The organism is Shewanella sp. ANA-3, from assembly GCF_000203935.1.
Classification (GTDB): domain Bacteria; phylum Pseudomonadota; class Gammaproteobacteria; order Enterobacterales; family Shewanellaceae; genus Shewanella.
In genome coordinates, this window is record NC_008577.1 from 3,800,125 (window position 1) to 3,819,611 (window position 19,487).

Sequence of the window (19,487 nt, forward strand, 5' to 3'; positions counted from 1 at the left end):
GACCTCAAGGGAAGGAGGAAGTACTGGAAAATGTCTGGAACATTTTCAGTAAAACCCATCTGGGTTGTATGGTTAAGCCTCTCGAGTCATTAGTATCAGTTAGCTCAACGCCTCACAACGCTTACACACCTGACCTATCAACGTCCTAGTCTCGAACGGCTCTTTAGTGGACTTAAAGTCCAAGGGATGACTCATCTTGGGGCTCGCTTCCCGCTTAGATGCTTTCAGCGGTTATCGATTCCGAACATAGCTACCGGGCAATGCCATTGGCATGACAACCCGAACACCAGCGGTTCGTTCAATCCGGTCCTCTCGTACTAGGAGCAACTCCCCTCAATCATCCAACGCCCACGGCAGATAGGGACCGAACTGTCTCACGACGTTCTGAACCCAGCTCGCGTACCACTTTAAATGGCGAACAGCCATACCCTTGGGACCGACTTCAGCCCCAGGATGTGATGAGCCGACATCGAGGTGCCAAACACCGCCGTCGATATGAACTCTTGGGCGGTATCAGCCTGTTATCCCCGGAGTACCTTTTATCCGTTGAGCGATGGCCCTTCCATTCAGAACCACCGGATCACTATGACCTACTTTCGTACCTGCTCGACGTGTCTGTCTCGCAGTTAAGCTGGCTTATGCCATTGCACTAACCGTACGATGTCCGACCGTACTTAGCCAACCTTCGTGCTCCTCCGTTACTCTTTGGGAGGAGACCGCCCCAGTCAAACTACCCACCAGGCACTGTCCTTAACCCCGATTAGGGGCCCAAGTTAGAACATCAACACTACAAGGGTGGTATTTCAAGGACGACTCCACGAGAACTAGCGTTCCCGCTTCAAAGTCTCCCACCTATCCTACACATGTAGGGTCAATGTTCAGTGCCAAGCTATAGTAAAGGTTCACGGGGTCTTTCCGTCTAGCCGCGGGTATACGGCATCTTCACCGCAATTTCAACTTCACTGAGTCTCGGCTGGAGACAGCGTGGCCATCATTACGCCATTCGTGCAGGTCGGAACTTACCCGACAAGGAATTTCGCTACCTTAGGACCGTTATAGTTACGGCCGCCGTTTACCGGGGCTTCGATCATGAGCTTCTCTTGCGATAACCCAATCAATTAACCTTCCGGCACCGGGCAGGCGTCACACCGTATACGTCATCTTGCGATTTTGCACAGTGCTGTGTTTTTGATAAACAGTTGCAGCCACCTGGTATCTGCGACTGCCGTCAGCTTAGGGAGCAAGTCCCATCACCAACAGCAGCGTACCTTCTCCCGAAGTTACGGTACCATTTTGCCTAGTTCCTTCAGCCGAGTTCTCTCAAGCGCCTTGGTATTCTCTACCCGACCACCTGTGTCGGTTTGGGGTACGATTCCCGCTAACCTGAAGCTTAGAAGATTTTCCTGGAAGCATGGCATCAACTACTTCATCCCCTTGGGGACTCGTCATCAGCTCTCAGTGTATAGTGACCCGGATTTGCCTAAGTCACCCACCTACCACCTTAAACGCGGACTACCAACGCCGCGCTAGCCTAGCCTTCTCCGTCTCTCCATCGCAGTTAGCGGAAGTACAGAAATATTAATCTGTTTCCCATCGACTACGCCTTTCGGCCTCGCCTTAGGGGTCGACTCACCCTGCCCCGATTAACGTTGGACAGGAACCCTTGGTCTTTCGGCGAGGGGGTTTTTCACCCCCTTTATCGTTACTCATGTCAGCATTCGCACTTCTGATACCTCCAGTGTGGGTTACCCCTTCACCTTCAACGGCTTACAGAACGCTCCTCTACCGCGCAACCCTAATGGATTGCACCCGTAGCTTCGGTGGTATGTTTAGCCCCGTTACATCTTCCGCGCAGGCCGACTCGACTAGTGAGCTATTACGCTTTCTTTAAATGATGGCTGCTTCTAAGCCAACATCCTAGCTGTCTAAGCCTTCCCACATCGTTTCCCACTTAACATACACTTTGGGACCTTAGCTGACGGTCTGGGTTGTTTCCCTTTTGACGACGGACGTTAGCACCCGCCGTCTGTCTCCCGGATAGCACTCTTTGGTATTCGGAGTTTGCAAAGGGTTGGTAAGTCGGGATGACCCCCTAGCCTTAACAGTGCTCTACCCCCAAAGGTGTTCGTCCGAGGCGCTACCTAAATAGCTTTCGAGGAGAACCAGATATCTCCCGGTTTGATTGGCCTTTCACCCCCAGCCACAAGTCATCCGCTAATTTTTCAACATTAGTCGGTTCGGTCCTCCAGTTGATGTTACTCAACCTTCAACCTGCCCATGGCTAGATCACCGGGTTTCGGGTCTACGCCTTGCAACTAAACGCGCAGTTAACACTCGGTTTCCCTACGGCTCCGCTATTCGCTTAACCTCGCTACAAAACGTAAGTCGCTGACCCATTATACAAAAGGTACGCAGTCACGGTCTCAAGAACCGCTCCCACTGCTTGTACGTATACGGTTTCAGGTTCTATTTCACTCCCCTCACAGGGGTTCTTTTCGCCTTTCCCTCACGGTACTGGTTCACTATCGGTCAGTCAGGAGTATTTAGCCTTGGAGGATGGTCCCCCCATATTCAAACAGGATATCACGTGTCCCGCCTTACTCGTTTTCATCAAAGGTTAGTTTTCGTGTACGGGGCTATCACCCTGTGCCGCTGGACTTTCCAGACCATTCCACTAACACCCCTCTGACTTAAGGGCTAATCCCCGTTCGCTCGCCGCTACTAGGGGAATCTCGGTTGATTTCTTTTCCTAAGGGTACTTAGATGTTTCAGTTCCCCTCGTTTGCCTCGTAACGCTATGTATTCACGTTACGATGACAGCTTATGCTGCCGGGTTCCCCCATTCGGACATCGTTAGCTCAAATGCTTGTTACTAGCTCGCCAACGCTTTTCGCAAGTTACTACGTCCTTCATCGCCTCTGACTGCCAAGGCATCCACCGTATACGCTTAGTCGCTTAACCATACAACCCAAATGAGTTTCACATCACTTGCGTCGTTGCGACCAGCTGGTTTTACTTGTCTCATCTTCGACCAAGAAGATGGACTCGCCTTAGACTTGAATATTCAAGACACTTAAAAAGTGTTTTAAGAACTCAATTTTTTCGTATTAACACAACGACAGACATCATTGCATTAATTACTATCAGCTTTCCAAATTGTTAAAGAACAATGCTTACCGGCAAGCGGTGCATTTCGCTCTCCCTTCTCTTTCGAGAAGTTCAACAAGCCATCTGTGTGAACACTCAACAAACATCGAGTTAGTCGTATAGGTAAGGAGGTGATCCAGCCCCAGGTTCCCCTAGGGCTACCTTGTTACGACTTCACCCCAGTCATGAACCACAAAGTGGTGAGCGCCCTCCCGAAGGTTAAGCTACCCACTTCTTTTGCAGCCCACTCCCATGGTGTGACGGGCGGTGTGTACAAGGCCCGGGAACGTATTCACCGTGGCATTCTGATCCACGATTACTAGCGATTCCGACTTCATGGAGTCGAGTTGCAGACTCCAATCCGGACTACGACGAGCTTTGTGAGATTAGCTCCACCTCGCGGCTTTGCAACCCTCTGTACTCGCCATTGTAGCACGTGTGTAGCCCTACTCGTAAGGGCCATGATGACTTGACGTCGTCCCCACCTTCCTCCGGTTTATCACCGGCAGTCTCCCTAGAGTTCCCACCATTACGTGCTGGCAAATAAGGATAGGGGTTGCGCTCGTTGCGGGACTTAACCCAACATTTCACAACACGAGCTGACGACAGCCATGCAGCACCTGTCTCAGAGTTCCCGAAGGCACTAAGCTATCTCTAGCGAATTCTCTGGATGTCAAGAGTAGGTAAGGTTCTTCGCGTTGCATCGAATTAAACCACATGCTCCACCGCTTGTGCGGGCCCCCGTCAATTCATTTGAGTTTTAACCTTGCGGCCGTACTCCCCAGGCGGTCTACTTAATGCGTTAGCTTGAGAGCCCAGTGTTCAAGACACCAAACTCCGAGTAGACATCGTTTACGGCGTGGACTACCAGGGTATCTAATCCTGTTTGCTCCCCACGCTTTCGTGCCTGAGCGTCAGTCTTTGTCCAGGGGGCCGCCTTCGCCACCGGTATTCCTCCAGATCTCTACGCATTTCACCGCTACACCTGGAATTCTACCCCCCTCTACAAGACTCTAGTTTGCCAGTTCGAAATGCAATTCCCAGGTTGAGCCCGGGGCTTTCACATCTCGCTTAACAAACCGCCTGCGCACGCTTTACGCCCAGTAATTCCGATTAACGCTTGGACCCTCCGTATTACCGCGGCTGCTGGCACGGAGTTAGCCGGTCCTTCTTCTGTAGGTAACGTCACAGCTAGCAGGTATTAACTACTAACCTTTCCTCCCTACTGAAAGTGCTTTACAACCCGAAGGCCTTCTTCACACACGCGGCATGGCTGCATCAGGGTTTCCCCCATTGTGCAATATTCCCCACTGCTGCCTCCCGTAGGAGTCTGGGCCGTGTCTCAGTCCCAGTGTGGCTGATCATCCTCTCAGAACAGCTAGGGATCGTCGCCTTGGTGAGCCATTACCTCACCAACTAGCTAATCCCACCTAGGTTCATCCAATCGCGGAAGGCCCGAAGGTCCCCTCCTTTCCCCCGTAGGGCGTATGCGGTATTAGCAGTCGTTTCCAACTGTTATCCCCCACGACTGGGCAGATCCCTAGGCATTACTCACCCGTCCGCCGCTCGCCACCTCAGGAGTAAACTCCCTTGTGCTGCCGCTCGACTTGCATGTGTTAGGCCTGCCGCCAGCGTTCAATCTGAGCCATGATCAAACTCTTCAATTAAAAGTTTTGTGAACCCTAAGGTTCGGCTCAATGAATTCTGATTTGTCGTTTCGACTCGAAAGTCAAAACAAACTGTACATATTGCTATGAACACTCATTCATTGATGTAAATTTTGATTACTCGCCAAACGGCAGAGTAATTTCGATTAACTCAACACCTGTGAGTGTCCACACAGATTTCTTGTTTAGATTGTTAAAGAGCATTTGACCATTTACTTCGCGTTACCGCTCAGCGGGTCAGGGCTGCGTATTCTACGCATTTCCCCAGTCGCGTCAAGGCGTTTTTGCAAACTTCTTGATGCTTTCGAATCAAGTGCACATTTTGCATTCGATTCGCACTGTAACCGCATCCGCTTTCGCTGTCTGCCGTGTCAGTGGATGCGCATTATAGGCAGCAGAACTTTTTGTGCAAGGGCTTTTTTAACAAACCATGTTAAGTGAGCAAATAAACAGCAAAATGGCAAATATCGGATAAATATGCTGCAATCGTTGTCACTCGGGTTGATAAGTTTGGCATACGCGGCAGGGATGTGCAGGGAATTCTATAGACTGAATAGCCTTAAGAAAGGAGGCTTTAAAACTTTTGCATATATAGATGTATATATCGGATGAAGAAAACGGTTCAAGAGTAACGAATAGCGATTCTTGAACCGTAGAACTAACTCATGGAATGCAAGCTTGTGAATGTAGGAACTGTCAGCCTAAGGCTTATCCGCCGAATTTGTTGAACTCTTGGGGCCCTCACCCGCGTCCTGTTCCTTTTCATGCTCTCCATCGCCAACAATGTGTGCCACTTTTAATTTTCTCACGGTACGAATAGTGATCACTGGCCCCGAGATGGCGTAAAGGTAAAAACCAATACAGAGTATTAATGCCGGTTGCACCGACACCACCACAAACACGCCAACCACAAATAAGATAGCAATGAAATTGACTTTACCGCGCCAGTCAATTTCCTTAAATGAGTGATAACGGAAATTACTCACCATTAATAATCCCGTAATAGCCGTAATCAGTCCGGCAATCCAACTGATATTCTTACCATCGAGGTTGTACTGATTGCCAAGCCAAATGCTACCGGCAATAACCGCCGCTGCAGCAGGACTCGCTAACCCTTGAAAGTAGCGCTTATCTGCCACGCCGACTTGAGTATTAAAACGAGCAAGTCTGAGTGCTGCGCCAGCACAATAGATAAATGCCGCGAGCCAACCGACCTTGCCCAAATCCGCAAGCGCCCAATTATAGGCGAGTAACGCAGGCGCCATACCAAAGGACACCATGTCCGCCATGCTGTCATATTCGGCACCAAAGTCACTTTGCGTATTCGTTAACCTTGCCACTCTGCCGTCTAGACCATCGCAAATCATGGCCACAAAAATCGCAATCGCCGCCGCTTCAAAGTTAGCATTCATAGAGGCAATCACAGCATAGAAGCCGGAAAACAAGCCTGCAGTGGTGAATAAATTCGGCAGTAAATAGATACCTTTATTCTTTACTGTTTGATTCGTGGAATTTTGCATACACTTATAAAGCTATGAGCTGAAATGGAAGTAGGCTTCAAGATAGCATATTTTACTATCATGTCGATGGTGACCCTTAGGGATGATTTTTATGTTAAGAAAAGCCAAGGTTAGCGCAATGTTTCTGCGGATTGCATGCTTAATGCTGCTCACTCAGCCCGTATTAGCTGGGGTGATTTACACTTGGGTTGATGAGAATGGTGTCACCCATTACAGTCAACAACCACCGGAGCAGGAGCAATCTAAAACGCAGCAACTTTATAGCGAAGATATCGAGCCAGGTAAGATTGGCTATATAGCTCCCGTTAAAAAAGATGCCCCCCCTGAAATGTCCGAGTCCGAAAAGTCGGCGGCGTTAATTAAAGAGAAAGACGCTAAGCAAGCCGAAGCGATTTGTGAAAATGCTAAACATAATTTAGATGTGTTAACGACTCATACCAAACTTACCCGTCAAGCAGACGGTAATAAAGAACCTGTCGCGATGACAGAAGAAGAACGCCAAGCGGCAATTAGCGAGAATCAGCAGCGGATAAAACTGTTTTGCAATAAGAAATAATGCTCTACGTTTGTTATAGGATCGACCGAAGCCTTAAGAGCAACGCCACGCTACTGCTAGCCACTCTTTTAGGGTTAGCGAACACTTTATCAGTAGCATATAGATATAAAAAAACCGAAGTCTAAGACTTCGGTTTTTTATTTAGGTTAAGCACCATTTAGCAGGGTAAGCATCCGCGCAAATTATTGCTCGAATACCAACTCACCGCCGGCGCAACTGACCTTAATCGGTTTGCCGGGCAGTAAATCGCCACGCAGTAATTTTTGCGCTAATGGGTTTTCCATCTCTTGCTGTAAGGCACGTTTCAGCGGTCTTGCGCCATAGACTGGGTCGAAACCAATTTCGGCGATTAACGATAATGCCTCGTCGGTGATCTCCAGCGTATAGTCTTTCTCTGCCAAACGCTTACGCAATGAAGCAATTTGGATAGATGCAATATGCTTGATATTTTCCGCATCCAAGGGATGGAATACCACTGACTCGTCGATCCGGTTTAGAAACTCGGGTCTAAAGCTATGGGTAACCACATTCATCACCGCGCTCTTCATTTCGCTATAACTTAGGTGACCGAATCCTTCTTGGATAATGTCAGAGCCTAAGTTTGAGGTCATGATGATCACCGTATTTCTAAAGTCGACGGTACGACCTTGACCATCGGTTAAGCGGCCATCATCCAGCACCTGCAGCAAAATGTTGAACACGTCTGGGTGAGCCTTTTCCACCTCATCGAGCAATATCACCGAATAAGGCTTACGACGCACCGCTTCAGTTAAGTAACCGCCCTCTTCATAACCGACATAGCCAGGAGGCGCCCCCACTAAACGGGAAACCGCATGTTTCTCCATAAATTCAGACATGTCGATGCGCACTAAGGCCGATTCCGTATCGAAGAGGAACTTAGCCAACGACTTACATAACTCAGTTTTACCCACACCGGTTGGTCCTAAGAACAGGAACGAACCAATAGGACGATTCGGATCGGCCAGCCCTGCGCGGCTACGGCGAATCGCATTGGCCACCGCATCCACGGCTTCGTTTTGGCCAATCACCCGCTCATGCAGTGCCACTTCCATTTGCAGCAGTTTTTCACGCTCGCCTTCAAGCATCTTAGAAACCGGAATCCCCGTCGCCTTTGAGAGCACTTCGGCAATTTCTAAGTCAGTAACTTTATTTCGTAGCAGCGTCATATCCTGCATTTCGGCTTGCGAAGCTAAGTCCAGTTGCTTTTCAAGCTCGGGAATACGGCCATATTGCAGCTCGGACATACGGGTCAAGTCGCCCGCGCGGCGCGCCACCTCTAAATCCATCCGCGCCTGCTCAAGGTCGGCTTTAATATGCTGAGTCCCTGCAAGCGCCGCTTTTTCGGTGCGCCAGATTTCATTAAGCTCCGACGCCTTAGCCTCAACCTCATGCAACTCGACACGTAAATGTTCAAGTCGACGGCGGCTCGCCTCATCGTTTTCTTTGGCTAATGCCTGCTCTTCCAGTTTCAACTGGATAGCACGGCGCTCCAATCTGTCGAGGGATTCAGGCTTAGAATCCATCTGCATACGGATGCTCGATGCCGCCTCGTCAATCAAGTCGATGGCTTTATCGGGTAATTTACGGTCCGACACATAACGGTGCGACATGGTGGCCGCCGCCACAATCGCCGGATCGGTAATTTCCACATGGTGATGTAACTCGTAACGCTCTTTGAGACCACGCAAAATCGCTATGGTATCTTCAACGCTAGGCTCATCCACTAATACTTTTTGGAAGCGGCGCTCAAGGGCGGCATCCTTTTCAATATATTGACGATATTCGTCGAGAGTGGTCGCACCCACACAGTGAAGATCGCCACGGGCCAGCGCAGGCTTTAGCATATTGCCCGCATCCATGGCGCCATCGCCTTTACCCGCGCCCACCATAGTGTGCAGCTCGTCGATAAAGAGGATCACTTGGCCTTCTTCCTGCGCCAGCTCGTTAAGCACGGCTTTTAAACGCTCTTCAAACTCGCCACGATATTTAGCGCCCGCAATCAGTGCGCCCATATCTAAGGATAAAACGCGTTTATTTTTAATCCCTTCAGGCACTTCACCGTTCACAATTCGCTGCGCGAGGCCTTCAACAATCGCGGTTTTACCCACGCCAGGCTCACCAATCAGCACTGGGTTGTTTTTACTACGGCGTTGCAACACTTGAATGGTGCGGCGGATTTCATCGTCGCGACCAATCACAGGGTCGAGTTTGCCTTGCTCGGCACGCTCAGTGAGATCAACGGTAAACTTTTTCAGCGCTTGGCGTTGATCTTCCGCGTTAGGATCATCCACATTCTGACCGCCGCGCACTTGCTCAATGGTTTGCTCGAGCAGCTCTTTGGTGGCGCCGGATTTCTTTAAGCATTGCGCCAAGGCATCACTGCCCTCGAGTGCCGCTAAGACAAACAACTCACTGGAGATATATTTGTCTTTGCGCTTTTGCGCCAACTTGTCGCACAAGTTTAATAAGCGAATTAAACCTTGGGATAATTGTACATCGCCGCCAGTGCCTTCGACCTGCGGTAGACGTTCAAGCTCTTGGCTCAACAGCGAGCGCAGCGCACTCACCCGAATGCCAGCTTGGGTTAATAAAGGATGGATAGAACCAGAATCCTGGTTGAGCAACGCCATCATCAAATGTAACGGTTCGATAAACTGATGATCACGCCCGAGCGCGAGCGACTGGGCATCTGAGATGGCAAGCTGAAATTTATTGGTCATACGATCGAGTCGCATACAGCCTCCTAAAACTCACAAATGAGGTATAACATTTTGTTAGTTAAAAGATGGGGGCTATTTAACCGATTTCAAGCAAGACGGCGGGAAATTAATACAAATTGTAGGGGAATAAACCTAAGACTTAAGCCAGATCAATGAAGCCATGCGGCCAGTGATTTTATCGCGGCGATAAGAGAAATAATCAGGGTTAGAGACAGTGCAGATATCGGCGCTGTAGACTTGGGTAATACCCAGTTTCTTTAAGCGCAATTTGGCTAATCCGATAATATCGGCAAGGTATTTGTCAGGCTTAGTTGCCCGACATTGAGCGACAAAGCAGTTTGCAGCGTTTGGATCTGTTGCCATAAAAGCAGCACGCACTTCGGCGCCAACCTCAAAGGTCTCTGGCCCAATGGCAGGCCCTAGATAGGCAATCAGCTCGCTTGGCTTAGAGGCAAACTTAGCCACACTCGCCTCAATCACTCCATCACAGAGTCCGCGCCAGCCGGCATGGGCAGCGGCGACTTCCGTACCGTGTTGATTACACAGAAGTACTGGCAAACAATCGGCGGTCATCACCACACACACACGTCCAGCGAGGTCGGTATAGCTGGCATCGGCCACCAAAGGTGGTGAATCTTGTAAGGCCACATTCTCAGATTGAGCATTTTGGGCAAGATTGATTGGGACGATATCGACCAAATCAACCACCTGAGTGCCGTGAACTTGCTCCAACCACACAGGCTCAGTCGCAAGGCATAACTGCTTCGCCAACATGCCACGATTAGCCAATACCTGCTGCGGCGCATCCCCCACATGTAGCCCTAAGTTCAGGCTATCGTAGGGCGCGAGACTCACACCGCCGTGGCGGTCAGTCATCGCAATTGCCACATTGTCCGGTACAGGCCAATCGTGAAGCAGCATAGCCTAGTACTCGACTGGGTGTTCTAAGGTGTCTTGACGCAGCGCTTTGGTCAGAATCACCATGTCTTCTGGAATAGGCGCGGTCCAGCTCATGATTTCACAAGTCACAGGATGCGCTAACTCCAAACGCACCGCATGCAATGCTTGGCGTTTAAAGTTTTTCAGGATCTCAAAAAACTCAGGACTTGCTGCCTTGGGTGGTTTTGGACGGCCGCCATAAACAGGATCGCCCACCAACACATGGCCAATATATGCCATATGCACACGGATTTGGTGAGTACGGCCCGATTCTAAACGCAATCTTAAACGGGTGTGATTACGGAATTTTTCCGCCACACGGTAGTGAGTCACTGCGGGTTTACCCGAATGATGCACCGCCATATGGGTACGTTTTGTCGGATGACGACCAATAGGCTCATCGACTGTACCGCCCGCCGTCATAGTACCGAGGACAATCGCCTCATACTCACGGGTGATTTCACGGGCTTGCAGCGCGGCCACTAAATGGGTTTGCGCTTCAACCGTTTTGGCTACCACCATCAAACCTGTGGTGTCTTTATCCAGACGATGCACAATACCCGCACGTGGAACGTGCTCGATATTCGGGCAATGGTGCAGCAGGGCGTTCATCAAAGTGCCATCGGCATTGCCAGCACCGGGGTGAACCACTAAGCCCGCTTGTTTATTGATCACTAAGATATCATCGTCTTCGTAGACAATATCCAGCTCAATGGCTTGTGCGGCCGCATGCACTTCTTCTTCGAGCGTGGCATTAATTTCAATGCGCTGCAGCTCGAATACCTTTTCGCGCGGCTTATTCACTATCACGCCATCAACATAGACTGCATCAGATAGGATCCATTCCTTGATGCGCGTGCGCGAGTAATCTGGGAACAACTCAGCCAGTGCTTGATCCAATCTCAGGCCAGTTTGTGTTGCCGAAATCTCGCTTTTTAGATTAATCTCTTGTGTCATAGGAACCGTATCCCCATTTTGGGGTCAAAAAATGTGTGCTATCTGTTACAATCGAATGCTTTCTATTTTATCGTGAAATGGAAAAATTCTTAACTACAACTTATAAAGAATTGAATTCAAGTATGTATAAATTCTCCAAAGGCTTAACCTTAGTCCTATTTTCGCTAGCGTTATCAGCCTGTAGCAGCAGTCCTGAAGATAACGATATTGCCGCCAAAACCTCACCTGATGTGCTCTATTCTCAGGCAAGAACCTCCATGGAACTTGGCAATTACTCTAAAGCCGTCCGTTCATTGGAAGCGTTAGACTCACGCTTTCCCTTCGGACCACATAAAACTCAGGTTCAGTTAGATCTGATTTATGCCTATTACAAAATGGACGATGTTGCCTCTGGCATTGCCAACATTGACAGATTCATCCGTTTAAACCCAACCCATCCCAATATCGACTATGTCTACTATATGCGTGGACTCGTCAATATGCAGGCGGACAGCTATCTGTTCCACGATATGTTGAATATCGATAGAACCGACCGCGATCCTAAAAATGCCCAAGATGCCTTTAAGGATTTTGATCGTTTAATCAAAACCTATCCCAACAGCAAATATGCTGCCGATGCGCAAAAACGCATGTTGTCGCTGAAAAACCGTTTAGCAAAATATTCCATTCAAGTTGCTGAGTATTATATCAAAATGAACGCTTGGAGTGCTGCGGCCGTTCGTGCTCAATCTGTGTTGGAAACATATCCCGGCACTCCTTCAACAGAACGTGCACTGGAGATTATGGCAGAAGCTTATGGCGAGTTAGGTCAGAACCAACTGAAGCAAAACGTGCTCATGGTAATGCAAGCTAACTTCCCAAACAACGAAATCTTATCGAACTAAGCGTAAATGCCCCTTTATAAGGGGCATTTTTTTATCTTTTGTTCGGCGTTTCACGCCCCTTCCCTTTTAGGTTCCACAGCGCGCCAAGTTCCTTTTCAGCTGGGTAAGAGCCAATAAATACGCTATTCGAGTAAAACTTATCCAACCGCACCACTTTTTACATTATTTCGTAAAAATCAGTTGACTCAAAAGCCGAAAAGCCTTTAAATTGCGCCCGTCGCCCGAATAGCTCAGTCGGTAGAGCAGAGGATTGAAAATCCTCGTGTCCCTGGTTCGATTCCGGGTTCGGGCACCATCTTTAAATTGGTTGCCTTAGCGACCAGTATTAAAGAATCGCAATAAAGTACAGTGCAGGTGTGGTGGAATTGGTAGACACGCTAGCTTCAGGTGCTAGTGCCCTTGCGGGCGTGGAGGTTCAAGTCCTCTCACCTGTACCAAATTGCGATTCAAATTAAAATTCGACACAATGTCGGATACCATTGCAGATGTGGTGGAATTGGTAGACACGCTAGCTTCAGGTGCTAGTGCCCTTGCGGGCGTGGAGGTTCAAGTCCTCTCATCTGTACCAACATTTAAACCTCGCTTAGCGAGGTTTTTTTGTATCTGCAATTTAATTTCCTTAAGTAACTTATCACCTTCCTTAAATTTGCTATAACTATTCATACAGACTCATCATAGGGACAGCTCGAGCTCTGCCTAAAGGACTCCCTTGTTTCACCGAGGAAATCCATATGAATGGTCTACAAATAAAACAAAAAATGTTTATCGGCATTCTCGTGCCGCTCCTAATGCTACTGACTATCGGTTTTATCGCCATCAATATGATGGGAAAAATCGAATATGGTGTCGAACGCATCTATAACGACCGAGTCGTCCCCCTTGATGATCTCAAAGTGATTGCCGATAAATATGCCGTGGATGTGATTGATGCGGTGAACAAGGCTAATGCCGGCGGCTTTACGGCTTCTCAGGCCATCAATGCCCTTGAAAGTGCTAAATCCACAGTCAATCAACGCTGGCAGAAATATCTATCAACTGAGCTTACCAAGGAAGAATCGCAACTCGCGCAGCAAGCTGAGCGTTTATTTACTCCCGCCAATGAACAAATAGAGCAGTTAATCACGTATCTTCGGGGATTAAATGGCGATGTGGTGCATCAACTGAACGACAAAATATTACCTCTGTATAACGCCATCGATCCCATCAGCGGTAAAGTCTCCGAGCTGATTGATCTGCAAATTAAGATCGCCGGTCAGGAGAAAGATGCCGTAAACGGTATTTACCAATCCTCTATTTCTATTTTTATCACCCTTGCGGGTATCGCCATGCTGATAAGCATAGTGATTGGGCTCTGGGTGAATCGCAGCGTGATGAATCCGATCCGTGATATTGTTGAAAATCTTAAGACGATACGACAAGACTCTGATCTCACCGTTAAGTTTAAAACTTTCAACGACGATGAACTCGGGCAGATCTCCACTAGCCTGACCCAAGTGATTGAACATCTGCGGGGCATTTTGCACTCAATTGCCGAAGCCGCAAATACGGTCAATAGTTCAGCCACTGAACTAAGTAGTTTTACCCAAGCAACCAATAAACGCATGCAGCAGCAACAGGCGGAAACCGAACAAACGGCAACGGCCATGAATGAAATGACGGCAACTGTTGCCGAAGTGGCTCAAAGCGCCGCAGCGGCTGCAGATTCTGCCAAGGATGCGGATAGTTATGCCGCCAACGGTAATCATATTGTGATGCAATCCATCACCAGCATGTCGCAACTTTCGGAGCAAATTCAGAAAACGGCGCAAGTGATTGGCTTTTTATCCAATGAAAGCCAAAACATAGGTCGGGTATTGGATGTGATCAAAAGCATTGCCGAACAAACCAATCTACTGGCATTAAATGCGGCGATTGAAGCCGCCCGCGCCGGAGAGCAAGGTCGAGGCTTTGCGGTGGTCGCCGATGAAGTCAGGACATTGGCGCAGCGCACCCAAAAATCGACTCAAGAGATTGAAGCTATGATCGCCACTCTACAACAAGGTGTAAAAGAAGCGGTGAATGCAATGGAGGTCGGTATCAATCAAGTCGATGATGCCAACGATAAGGCGAATCAAGCTGGCCAAGCGTTAAAAGAGATTGTCGCCTCCGTCGACAATATCACCGAGTTAAATACTCATATCGCCACGGCTGCCGAGGAGCAAAGCAGCGTAGCCGAGAGCATCAACCGCAGCATTATCGCCATCAGTGATATTGCCGAACACTCCACTAACTCAGCCTTAGAGTTGAGTGAATCCGTACTTAATCTCACAAAACTTGCCAACAGTATGCGTAATCAGGTGAGTGCATTTAGGCTTTAACACTTCTTCGTAGGCACAGGTTCACTGTGCCTACGACTTCATTACTCAATACCTATCTTCACAAAAATCACACCTAACAGTTTTAGGTGTGATTTTTATTGATCCAAATCAAATGTATCTTTAAACTTATATAACATTCATAAATAAAGCATGTTAAGGATTCATTATGTTGGATAGCCGTACCATCCAAGTGATTAAAAGCACCATTCCCCTACTCGAATCTGCTGGTCCCGTACTCACTCAACATTTTTACGAACGGATGTTTAAACACAATCCTGAGTTAAAAGATGTATTTAACTTGGCACATCAGCATTCAGGCGGTCAGCCCGTAGCGCTGTTTAACGCAGTTGCGGCCTATGCCAAAAACATTGATAACTTAGGTGCACTCGGCTCGGCTGTAGAGCGCATCGCCCACAAACACACAGGATTTTTAATCCAACCAGAACAATATGCGATTGTCGGTAGCCACCTATTGGCGACACTCAAAGAGCTGGGTGGAAAAGCCGTCACAGAAGAAGTATTAACAGCATGGGCCGATGCCTATGGATTTTTAGCCAATATCTTTATCAATCGTGAAGCACAGATTTATCAAGAAAGTGCTCAGCAGGATGGCGGCTGGTCTGGAGTGCGTGAATTTATCATCAGTGAGAAAAAAGCCGAGTCCTTAGAAATAGCCTCCTTTGTATTAACGCCCGTAGATGGCAAAGCGGTAAAAGACTTTATTCCAGGACAATACTTAAGCATTAAGGCGCAACATCCTAAGCTTGCCTTCGATGAAATTCGCCAATATTCGCTCTCGGATGCTCCAAATGGTCAAAGCTATCGGATCACGGTAAAGCGTGAGCTTAATGGCCAAGTATCAAATCTACTGCACGATGTACTGCAAGTCGGTGACACACTTTCAGTGATGCCACCTGCGGGCGATTTCACTTTAGCGGTTCAAGCTGAAACACCTGTCGTATTGATTTCAGCGGGGGTTGGACAAACGCCGATGAAGAGCATGTTAAATCAACTCTTAAAGCTTAGACATCCAAGTACAGTGACTTGGTTACATGCCTGCGAACACGGTGGAGTACACGGATTTAAATCGGCCATCAAAAACAAACTCGGCCAACATGCGAATCTTGCCAGCCATGTATGGTACAGAGAGCCGACAAAGGCTGATATGTTAGGCCAAGATTATGATTTTGAAGGCACAATGAACTTAACCTCCGTCGCCGATAAAATCGTGGCCAACGCACATTACTATTTCTGTGGCCCGATTGGCTTTATGGCTTCAATTAAACAGCAATTACTCGCCTTCGGTGTACCTAGCGAGCAAATGCACTATGAAGTTTTTGGCCCCCATGCCGAACTCTAAGGCTGCAACGTCGTTATCAATCATCGATAATAACTCAAGCACAAAGCCATCTTCCCGTAAGGCAAGGTGGCTTAATGCTTGTTCCATAAACGCTGAACTAGGCTAACTTGTCCGCAAGATAGACAGAAGCCACCTCCTGCGCCGTTAACATACGACTCTCGCCCGGCTTTAAGCCATCATCCAAGGTAATCTCACCGATAGAATGGCGATGCAATCCCACCACTGGATTACGGAAACGACCAAACATCCGCTTGATTTGATGGTACTTTCCTTCCCTTAACGTGACTTCTGCAATATGAGTGTCGAGGATAGTCAGCTTTGCTGGCTGTGTGGTGATATCTTCAAAGCCAAAATACATGCCCTGCGCGAATGCCGCGATATACTCCTCACTCAAAGGATTCGCTAAAGTCACCCGATACACTTTATCCACCTTTTGATCGGGCGACATGAGCGCCTCGGACCAACGGCTATCATTGGTCAGCAGCAATAAACCCGAAGAATTTAAATCTAACCGCCCAGCAATATGCAGCTCATGGCGAGCATCACAGTCGAGTAAATCAATCACTGTGCGGTGCTCTGTGTCTTTGGTGGCACTCACTACACCAACAGGCTTGTGCAGCATTAGATAAACGGGCTTATTGGCCTGTAAGACTTGCCCATCAAATACAATATGGGAAAATTCATCCACCAGCAGATCGAGCGCTTTGGCGGGGATACCATCCACATATACTCGCTCCGTCAGCAAGAGTTCTCGCACGGCTTTACGGTGAATTTGCAGCTTAACGGCAAGATATCTGTCGAGACGACCACGTTTTGATTGCATAACCCCACCCAGCGCTAAGATAAAGGTGCAATGCGATAGGCGCAGCGACGGGCGCCGTCGATGATATGCTCTTCACGGCTTACAGTAGCGATATCGGCAAATAATTGCTGGAACTGTTGCAGTTCGGAGCGGCAAAAGTTTTGGCACTTAGTTGCTGCGCTGCAAATTGGGCAGTGATTCTCAAGCAACCAGAACACGCCATCGGCTTGTTCCTGCGTCGCCATATAGCCTTCGAGGGTTCGCAGCTCCACTAGTTTTGTTAAACGACTGGCAATATCCGTCATGCCTTGCATCGCGCTTCGATACTGCTGCATAGCGGTGTGCTCCCTATGCTCAATCAGTTTATCAAGGCCTTGATCGCCAAATATCATTTTAACGGAATCAATCAATTGCAAACTAAGCTCACTGTGGCGGTCGGCAAAGTGAGTCCGACTCAGCTCCGTTAGTCCCCAATATCGGGTTGGGCGTCCACGACCTTCGACTCTATCTTCAATATCGACATCACCCGCATCCTCTAAGGCCTGCAAATGCTGCCGAACCCCCATAGTGGTCAGGGCCAGTTCTTCCGCTAGGGTCTTCGCCGTTAAAGGACCATGCAGCTTGAGTAATTGAATAATCTTATCAGTGGTTTTCATATGCGCTCTCCGCTCTTCGCCTCTGATTATCCCTCAATCGCCCACCTTTTAACAGAATAAATAAAGTTTTTTATTTACTTTATCCTTTACAAGATTAAATAAAGTAATTACCTTATAAATAGTTTATAAACAAATAGGTTTACATAATGAAGCTACTCATCATCAGCACTAGCCAAAGAGCTCACTCACAAAGCGCTAAAGTCGCGAGATACATAGCCGAAACCAGTTTTTTATCACCCCATAGTGTCGGTTACGACGCTATCCATCACTTAGAGCTTTGCCAGTTCAATTTGCCATTTTGGGATGGTGAAGAGGACAACAAGGGCGAACATTGGCCTGAGATTGAACAAAGGGTAGATGCTGCGGATGCCCTGGTTTTGATTACGCCCGAATGGGGTGGAATGGCATCGCCACTGCTTAAAAACTTCCTGTTGATGTGTAGCCGTCAGGAAACCGCCCATAAGCCGGTGTTGTTGATTTCAGTTTGCAGCGGCATTAGCGGTGCCTACCCCATTGTGGAAGTCAAAATGAATGCCCTCAAAAACAATAAATTAGTGCCGATTCCCGACCATTTGATCATCCGTAATGTCGAGAATGTACTCAACGCTACGCCCCAAGGAGTGCGGGATATCGACCTCAGGGAAAGAGTGCAATACAGCCTGTTTATGTTGCACCAATACGCCCAAGCCTTGGCGCCGATACGCCAACGCCATGTTCATCAACCCTACCCCAAGCAGCAGGAATACTGCTACGGTATGTAAGCAGCTTGGATGTTTATCACTCTGACTAAAATCATCACAAGGAACGCATCATGATCTATTTAGAACACATCAACCTAGTCGTTGACGACATCCCCAAAGCACTCACTTTTTATCAAGCAGCCTTCCCCCATTGGCGTGTCCGTGGCGGAGATAAAGGGACTTGGTACGGCAAGCCACGCAATTGGATCCACTTTGGCGATGATTATCAGTACATTGCCTTTAGCGATAACGGTGAGGGCGAAAACCGTGACTTAACGGGCCATCAAATTGGCTTAGCCCATTTTGCCTTTGTGGTGAGTGATTTAGATGCCGTGATAGCAAGACTAACCCAAGCTGGTTTTCCGATAGCCAAAGATGGCATGGAAGATCCTTTCCGGCGCAATATCTACTTCTTCGATGCCCATGGCTTTGAGGTCGAGTTTGTGGAGTATCTCAGCGATCTGCCCAGCGAACGTAATCGTTATTAAGCGCTAATCCGAAGGCGACGGGATACATAAATTCAGTATTCCTCGCCTTATCCACTCCTTAGAACCAACCCTAAAAATCGTTACATTGACAGGCTAAACCGCTAAACTAGCGCACAATCAGGCTTTCCAATATTAGATAACTCGATGACAACACCTTATTGTTATTCCACTACTTATATCTTAGATAAAGCGCATTTTGACGAGTGTTATACCCAGTCAGTTAAACCCGATCCCACACTCAAACCTTACTATAAGGCCATGGGGTTTGGACTCATTGGTATTGCACTGATTTTTGCGGATGTCAGCCTCTATCTGGCCTATTTCTTTGTCGGGCTCGGTGTGATTGAAGCCTTGAATGTGAAATACAACAAAGCCTGGTGGTTGATGCGGCAGATGATGAGCAAGGCCGCTAATAATGAAGTCACGCTTATCGTGGATGAACAAGGGATTAGCACCCAGTCACAATACGTTAAAAGCCAAATCCTTTGGACGGATATTTACCGTATTGTGCCAACGGAAAAGGGTTTTCTGATCACCCATAAAACTGGCACTAGTTATATTTCCAATCGCAGTTTAGATGAGGCCTGTAGCGCGTTTATTAAGGCAAAAATCTAACCTAAACGGCACAGGCATTCAAAAACAAAAAGGCTGAATCATTCAGCCTTTTTGTTAA

The 19,487-nt window shown here is 48.1% G+C and carries 13 protein-coding genes, 3 tRNA genes and 2 rRNA genes; 10 read left to right on the forward strand and 8 right to left on the reverse strand.

Annotated elements, in window-relative coordinates; translation table 11 throughout:
* Positions 1–68: 68 nt before the first annotated feature.
* From SHEWANA3_RS16610 to pssA, 3 genes are all read right to left on the reverse strand, one after another.
* Positions 69–2,961 (reverse strand): 23S ribosomal RNA (locus tag SHEWANA3_RS16610).
* A 310-nt stretch (positions 2,962–3,271) separates the two neighbouring features.
* Positions 3,272–4,814 (reverse strand): 16S ribosomal RNA (locus SHEWANA3_RS16615).
* Together the 16S and 23S rRNA genes form the textbook arrangement of a ribosomal RNA operon.
* A gap of 701 nt (positions 4,815–5,515) precedes the next feature.
* Positions 5,516–6,334: a CDP-diacylglycerol--serine O-phosphatidyltransferase gene (pssA, locus tag SHEWANA3_RS16620; protein ID WP_011717990.1), complete on the reverse strand. Its 819-nt coding sequence runs from the start codon at positions 6,332–6,334 to the stop codon at positions 5,516–5,518.
* A gap of 118 nt (positions 6,335–6,452) precedes the next feature.
* Here pssA and SHEWANA3_RS16625 point away from each other — a divergent pair, with 118 nt between their 5' ends.
* A complete protein-coding gene (locus SHEWANA3_RS16625; RefSeq protein ID WP_244096624.1) occupies positions 6,453–6,890 on the forward strand; it encodes a DUF4124 domain-containing protein in 438 nt (145 codons plus the stop codon).
* 182 nt (positions 6,891–7,072) lie between these two features.
* On the opposite strand, the gene clpB is transcribed toward SHEWANA3_RS16625, so the two are convergent.
* The 3 genes from clpB to rluD form a co-directional block, all read right to left on the reverse strand.
* A complete protein-coding gene (clpB, locus tag SHEWANA3_RS16630) occupies positions 7,073–9,646 on the reverse strand; it encodes an ATP-dependent chaperone ClpB (RefSeq protein WP_011623737.1) in 2,574 nt (857 codons plus the stop codon).
* 117 nt (positions 9,647–9,763) lie between these two features.
* Entirely contained in the window at positions 9,764–10,552 is a 789-nt protein-coding gene (gene pgeF / locus SHEWANA3_RS16635) for a peptidoglycan editing factor PgeF (protein WP_011717992.1), read from the reverse strand.
* 3 nt (positions 10,553–10,555) lie between these two features.
* Positions 10,556–11,527: a 23S rRNA pseudouridine(1911/1915/1917) synthase RluD gene (gene rluD, locus SHEWANA3_RS16640; protein WP_011717993.1), complete on the reverse strand. Its 972-nt coding sequence runs from the start codon at positions 11,525–11,527 to the stop codon at positions 10,556–10,558.
* A 122-nt stretch (positions 11,528–11,649) separates the two neighbouring features.
* On the opposite strand from rluD, the gene SHEWANA3_RS16645 reads away from it, so the two are divergent.
* The 6 genes from SHEWANA3_RS16645 (at position 11,650) to hmpA (ending at position 16,128) form a co-directional block, all read left to right on the forward strand.
* The gene (locus tag SHEWANA3_RS16645; RefSeq protein WP_039978513.1) at positions 11,650–12,411 is read left to right on the forward strand and encodes an outer membrane protein assembly factor BamD; all 762 of its coding nucleotides are present in this window, start codon (positions 11,650–11,652) and stop codon (positions 12,409–12,411) included.
* A 219-nt stretch (positions 12,412–12,630) separates the two neighbouring features.
* Positions 12,631–12,706: transfer RNA gene (locus SHEWANA3_RS16650), tRNA-Phe, on the forward strand.
* Between the two features lie 55 nt (positions 12,707–12,761).
* A tRNA-Leu gene (locus SHEWANA3_RS16655) sits at positions 12,762–12,848 on the forward strand.
* A 44-nt stretch (positions 12,849–12,892) separates the two neighbouring features.
* A tRNA-Leu gene (locus tag SHEWANA3_RS16660) sits at positions 12,893–12,979 on the forward strand.
* Between the two features lie 163 nt (positions 12,980–13,142).
* A complete protein-coding gene (locus SHEWANA3_RS16665) occupies positions 13,143–14,768 on the forward strand; it encodes a methyl-accepting chemotaxis protein (protein ID WP_011717995.1) in 1,626 nt (541 codons plus the stop codon).
* A 166-nt stretch (positions 14,769–14,934) separates the two neighbouring features.
* Positions 14,935–16,128 carry an NO-inducible flavohemoprotein gene (hmpA, locus tag SHEWANA3_RS16670; RefSeq protein ID WP_011717996.1) on the forward strand — a complete coding sequence of 398 codons (1,194 nt, stop codon included), beginning with the start codon at positions 14,935–14,937 and terminating at the stop codon, positions 16,126–16,128.
* 97 nt (positions 16,129–16,225) lie between these two features.
* Here hmpA and SHEWANA3_RS16675 read toward each other — a convergent pair whose 3' ends face one another.
* Both SHEWANA3_RS16675 and SHEWANA3_RS16680 read right to left on the reverse strand, forming a co-directional pair.
* Positions 16,226–16,951 (reverse strand): pseudouridine synthase, encoded by a 726-nt coding sequence (locus SHEWANA3_RS16675; RefSeq protein WP_011717997.1) that lies wholly within the window; start codon positions 16,949–16,951, stop codon positions 16,226–16,228.
* A gap of 14 nt (positions 16,952–16,965) precedes the next feature.
* On the reverse strand, positions 16,966–17,586 hold the full coding sequence (locus SHEWANA3_RS16680; protein ID WP_011717998.1) for a metalloregulator ArsR/SmtB family transcription factor: 621 nt from the start codon (positions 17,584–17,586) through the stop codon (positions 16,966–16,968).
* Between the two features lie 146 nt (positions 17,587–17,732).
* On the opposite strand from SHEWANA3_RS16680, the gene SHEWANA3_RS16685 reads away from it, so the two are divergent.
* From SHEWANA3_RS16685 to SHEWANA3_RS16695, 3 genes are all read left to right on the forward strand, one after another.
* Positions 17,733–18,347, forward strand: coding sequence for an NAD(P)H-dependent oxidoreductase (locus SHEWANA3_RS16685; RefSeq protein ID WP_011717999.1), 615 nt, complete (start codon positions 17,733–17,735; stop codon positions 18,345–18,347).
* A gap of 50 nt (positions 18,348–18,397) precedes the next feature.
* On the forward strand, positions 18,398–18,814 hold the full coding sequence (locus SHEWANA3_RS16690; RefSeq protein ID WP_011718000.1) for a VOC family protein: 417 nt from the start codon (positions 18,398–18,400) through the stop codon (positions 18,812–18,814).
* A 144-nt stretch (positions 18,815–18,958) separates the two neighbouring features.
* Positions 18,959–19,429: a YcxB family protein gene (locus tag SHEWANA3_RS16695; protein ID WP_011718001.1), complete on the forward strand. Its 471-nt coding sequence runs from the start codon at positions 18,959–18,961 to the stop codon at positions 19,427–19,429.
* The last annotated feature ends 58 nt before the right edge of the window (positions 19,430–19,487 follow it).